Raw genomic sequence first — 3,788 nt, forward strand, 5'->3', positions numbered from 1 at the left:
CTCTACGAGGGCACCACCGCGATCCAGGCGCAGGACTTCTTCTTCCGCAAGATCGTGCGGGACAAGGGCGTCGCGGCGGCCCATATCTTCGGTGAGATCACCGCGTTCCTGGACACCCCCAGCGGGCGGCTGGAAACCGAGCGGGCGCTGCTGCGTACCGCGCTCGCCGATGTGCAGGCCATGGCGGGCGCGCTGAGCGGATACGCCGTGGCGGCGCAGACCGACCCGTCGGAGCTGTACAAGATCGGTCTCGGTTCGGTGCGGTTCCTGCTGGCCGTGGGCGATCTGCTGATCGGCTGGCGGTTGCTGGCGCAGGCGGAGGTGGCCGCGGCCGCGCTCGCCTCGGAGGCCGAGGAGCGCGACCGGCCCTTCTACACCGGCAAGGTCGGGGTGGCGAGTTTCTTCGCGAAGAACATGTTGCCCACGCTGACCGCGACGAAGAACATCATCGCCGCCCTCGATACCGAGATCATGGAGATGCCGGAGGAGGCGTTCTGAGGCGCCGCCTCCGAGACCTTCCACCCTGGTGATTCGTCGAGCCCGGTGCGGCCCGACCCGGCCGCACCGGGCTCATTCCCGTACCGGGCGGGCCATCGGGGAAACCGTGCCGAGGGCGTCGCCCAGTGCTCGCAGCGCGCCGATCGCGGCCACCAGACTGTCCTGGTCGTCCTGGTCCATCGTGTCGAGTGCGTCCAAGACCAGCCCGCTGCGCAGCGTCTGCATCTCGCGTGCATAGGCGAGGGCCTTCGGGGTGGGCGAGATACGGCTGCAACGCCGGTCGCCGGGGTCGCGTTCGCGTTCGATCAGCCCGTATTCGCCGAGTTGGCGCAGGGCGGCGCTCATATTGCTCGGTTGCATGCCCGCCAGGGCCGCCAGCTCTCCCGGAGCGGCTCCGGGGTTGTGCACGATGAAACGCAGTGCCTCGGACTGAGAATCGGTGAGCGCCTCGGCACCGGCGGGGCGCAGCGCGGCCCGCCGGACGGCGCGGGCGATATCGCGCAAGGCGGCGTCCAGGGCCCGGAGATCGGAATCACGGCTCACGATTCCCATGTTAACTTATGTATGCATAAATAAGTATCTGGACGGAGGGAGCCGTCGATGCCGATCGGGAACCGGCCCGGCGTATCGGGAATTCTGCTGGTGGTGCTGGCCCTGCTCGCGGCCGCGGCGCCGTTCGCGGTCGATATGTATCTGCCCGCCTTCACCGACCTGGCGGCCGATCTGGACACCAGCGCGGCGAGCGTGCAGCTCACCCTGACCGCGTTCCTGGTCGGGCTGGCGCTGGGGCAACTGCTCATCGGCCCACTCTCGGACCGATTCGGCCGCCGCCGCCCACTCGTCCTGGCGACCGCGATCACCGTGGTAGTGACGGTGGCCTGCGCGCTGGCGCCGAGTATCTGGCTGCTCGTCGCGATGCGCTTCCTCCAGGGGCTTACCGCTTCGGCGGGCCTGGTGATCGGCCGCGCGGTCGGCGCCGATCGCACCGAGGGCGCGGCCACCGCCCGGCTCTTCACGCTGTTCTCGGCGATCGGCGGAATCGCCCCGGTGGTGGCGCCACTGCTCGGCGGAGTGCTCGTCTCGGCCGGCTGGCGGGCGGAATTCTGGGCGCTGAGCGGAATCTTCCTGCTCATGTTCCTGGGAGCGCTGCTGGTGGTGCCGGAATCGCTGCCGCCGGAGCACCGGCACACCGCTGGAGCCGCGGGCACCGTCCGGGGGATCGCGGAGGTCGCGGCCGACCGGGGCTATCTCGGCTACATCTTCGCGTTCGCACTCGGCTTCGCGGGAATGATGGCCTATATCTCGGCCTCCCCGTTCGTGGTGGAGAATGTGCTCGGGCTGTCCAACCGGACCTACACGATCGTGTTCGCCTCCAACGCCGCCGGCATGGTGGCGGCCGGGCTGGTGATCTCCCGTCTGATCGGCCGGTTCGGCCCGGAACCGATCCTGCGGATCGGGCAGCGCGTCATTCTGGCCGCGGGACTGGTGCTCCTGGTCCTGCTGACCGTCGGTGCGCCGGCGGTGGCGGTGCTGCCCACGCTGTTCGTGCTGGTCGCCTGCACACCCACGGTGATGGGCACCGCGAGCGCCCTGGCGATCGGCCGGGCCCGGCGGTCCGCGGGCACCGCCTCGGCGCTGATGGGCGCGTTGCAGTTCACCCTGGGTGCGCTGGTTTCGCCGGTGGTCGGGATCGCTGGTCCGGATACCGGGGTTCCGATGGCGGTCGCGATCGTGGTCTGCGCCTGCCTCGGGATCGGGGCCCGGTGCATCGCCGGACGGGTCGCCGCCGCCGCGCCGGTGCCGGGCGAAGCCGCGGAGCCCAGGCAGCCCGCCGGGGCGGCACGCCCGTGATCACCGGATCGCCGCAGGCCGACGATACGTTTCGGCAACCATCCAGCGTCCGCCCGAAGCCGGACAGCGGGCGCAGCGCACAATGCAGGGTGTGACGGTAGAGCTGCTGATACTTCTGGTCGTCATTGTCACGGCGCTGGCCTTCGACTTCACCAACGGTTTCCACGACACGGCCAACGCCATGGCGACCTCGATCGCCACCGGAGCGCTCAGACCCAGAGTGGCGGTCGCGCTGTCGGCCTTTCTCAATCTGATCGGAGCGTTCCTGTCGGTGGCCGTAGCCGCCACCGTCGCCGAGGGGATCGTGCGGCTGGACGAGGTATCCGGGCATTCGCTGCTGATCATCGTGTACGCCGGGCTGGTCGGCGGCATCCTGTGGAATCTGCTGACCTGGCTGTTCGGCCTGCCCTCGAGTTCGTCGCACGCGCTGTTCGGCGGCTTGATCGGTGCGACGCTGGCCGCGCTCGGCTGGAGCGGGGTCGTCTGGTTCTCCGCGGAGGGGGGCGTGGTGAACAAGATCATCCTGCCCGCCCTGCTGGCGCCGATCGTGGCCGGTCTCGTGTCCATGATCGGCACCTGGTCGGTGTACCGGATCACCCGCGGCTCGAATCCGGACAAGGTCACCTCAGGATTCCGCTGGGGGCAGGTCGGGTCGGCGTCGCTGGTATCGCTGGCCCACGGCACCAACGACGCGCAGAAGACGATGGGCGTCATCTTCCTGGCCCTGGTCGCCTACGGCGAGATCTCCGCCGATGCGGCGATGCCGCTGTGGGTGATGGCCGCCTGCGCGTTCGCCATCGCGGCCGGGACCTACCTCGGCGGCTGGCGGATCATCCGCACCCTGGGCAAAGGGCTGGTCGATATCGATTCGCCGCAGGGCCTGGCGGCCGAATCGTCCTCGGCGGCGATCATCCTGACCTCGGCGCATTTCGGCCTGCCGCTGTCGACTACGCAGACCGTGACCGGCGCGATCCTGGGCTCCGGTCTGGGGAAGGGCGCCGAGGTGCGGTGGGGGGTCATGGGCCGGATGGCGGTCGCCTGGCTGCTCACCCTGCCCGCCGCGGGCATAGTCGGCGCCCTGTGCTGGGCGCTGGCACACTATATCGGTGGGCTGGCCGGAGTCCTGGTCGTCTTCGCGTTGCTGATCACCCTGGCGCTGGTGATCTATCGACGCTCGCTGCACGACAAGGTGTCCAGCGGCAATGTCAACGACCCCATCGGGCACACGGCGTCGCCGCCGTTCCAGGACTCTCCGGCTGTCGAGCCCACACGCGAGGAGGCATGATGAGCACTTTTCTGTCCGATCTGCGGTCGCTGGGCGAAGTATTGCTGGCGGCGCTGATCCTGGGAGCCGGGTTGCCGGCCGTTTTCGCGCTGGGGGTGCGCTGGTGGTCGGTCGCGGAGCGGCCGGGCCCCGACGGTTCGGTGCGCCACGACCT

The 3,788-nt window shown here is 69.6% G+C and carries 4 protein-coding genes; 3 read left to right on the top strand and 1 reads right to left on the bottom strand.

Features of this window, described 5'->3' with window-relative positions; all coding sequences use genetic code 11:
* The coding region (locus ACWDU1_RS30525) for an acyl-CoA dehydrogenase (protein WP_450003777.1) at positions 1–498 on the top strand (498 nt) is incomplete at its 5' end.
* 72 nt (positions 499–570) lie between these two features.
* On the opposite strand, the gene ACWDU1_RS30530 is transcribed toward ACWDU1_RS30525, so the two are convergent.
* The gene (locus ACWDU1_RS30530; protein WP_450003779.1) at positions 571–1,041 is read right to left on the bottom strand and encodes a MarR family winged helix-turn-helix transcriptional regulator; all 471 of its coding nucleotides are present in this window, start codon (positions 1,039–1,041) and stop codon (positions 571–573) included.
* A 57-nt stretch (positions 1,042–1,098) separates the two neighbouring features.
* On the opposite strand from ACWDU1_RS30530, the gene ACWDU1_RS30535 reads away from it, so the two are divergent.
* Together ACWDU1_RS30535 and ACWDU1_RS30540 are read left to right on the top strand one after the other, a co-directional pair.
* Positions 1,099–2,349, top strand: a complete 1,251-nt coding sequence (locus ACWDU1_RS30535; RefSeq protein ID WP_450003781.1) for a multidrug effflux MFS transporter — start codon at positions 1,099–1,101, stop codon at positions 2,347–2,349.
* Between the two features lie 91 nt (positions 2,350–2,440).
* Positions 2,441–3,634 carry an anion permease gene (locus ACWDU1_RS30540; protein ID WP_450003783.1) on the top strand — a complete coding sequence of 398 codons (1,194 nt, stop codon included), beginning with the start codon at positions 2,441–2,443 and terminating at the stop codon, positions 3,632–3,634.
* Positions 3,635–3,788: the final 154 nt, after the last annotated feature.

The organism is Nocardia sp. NPDC003345 (assembly GCF_053589395.1).

Bases quoted from the DNA above. Each gene is read 5' to 3' on its own strand.
- ACWDU1_RS30535 (WP_450003781.1), top strand. From the start codon at position 1,099: ATGCCGATCGGGAACCGGCCCGGCGTATCGGGAATTCTGCTGGTGGTG.